We start from the raw sequence: 503 nt of genomic DNA, 5'->3' as shown, positions 1-503 counted from the left end.
AGTTTTGGAAATATTATTAGAGCAAAGGGCATATTTAAATGTGAAGATGGTTTGTTTTACGAGTTTAGCTTTGTGCCTGACGAAATAAAGGTTATACCTTGTAATTACATAAGTAGTGGTTGTATTTGTGTAGTTGGCTTTAAACCAAATAAAGAAAAGTTAGAAAGAGCTTTTGTTTAAATGAGTACTAGAATTGATATAGTAGCTGGATTCTTAGAATCTGGAAAGACTAAGTTTATTAATGAATATTTAAGGAATAAACAATATGATGATAAAGATAATATTTTATTAATTGTATTAGAGGAAGGTTTTACTGAATATTCAATTCCATTTTCTTCGAAAAACTATATAAAGATATAGCGATTTAAAGATATTAATTGTTTGACAAAAGAATATCTTAAGAAATGTAGTAATCTGTATAGTTACATTTTGATTGAATACAATGGGACATGGAATATAGAGGAGTTTCTTGATATAAAGCTTCCATATTCATGTTATTTAGG

Annotated in this window: 1 protein-coding gene and 1 pseudogene; both read left to right on the top strand. The window is 26.6% G+C overall.

The genetic code is table 11. The features are described 5' to 3' along the window. Nucleotides 1–180: pseudogene (locus tag K0040_RS19995) on the top strand (GTP-binding protein); the annotation flags it as partial. Continuing rightward, the gene (locus K0040_RS19990; protein WP_228110438.1) at nucleotides 181–360 is read left to right on the top strand and encodes a hypothetical protein; all 180 of its coding nucleotides are present in this window, start codon (nucleotides 181–183) and stop codon (nucleotides 358–360) included. The last annotated feature ends 143 nt before the right edge of the window (nucleotides 361–503 follow it).

Origin of the sequence: Terrisporobacter petrolearius, from assembly GCF_020748185.1 — a bacterium.
Classification (GTDB): Bacteria; Bacillota; Clostridia; order Peptostreptococcales; family Peptostreptococcaceae; genus Terrisporobacter; species Terrisporobacter petrolearius.
The sequence above is the reverse complement of the archived record's forward strand: the minus strand, read 5'-3'. Positions and strand labels throughout refer to the sequence as shown.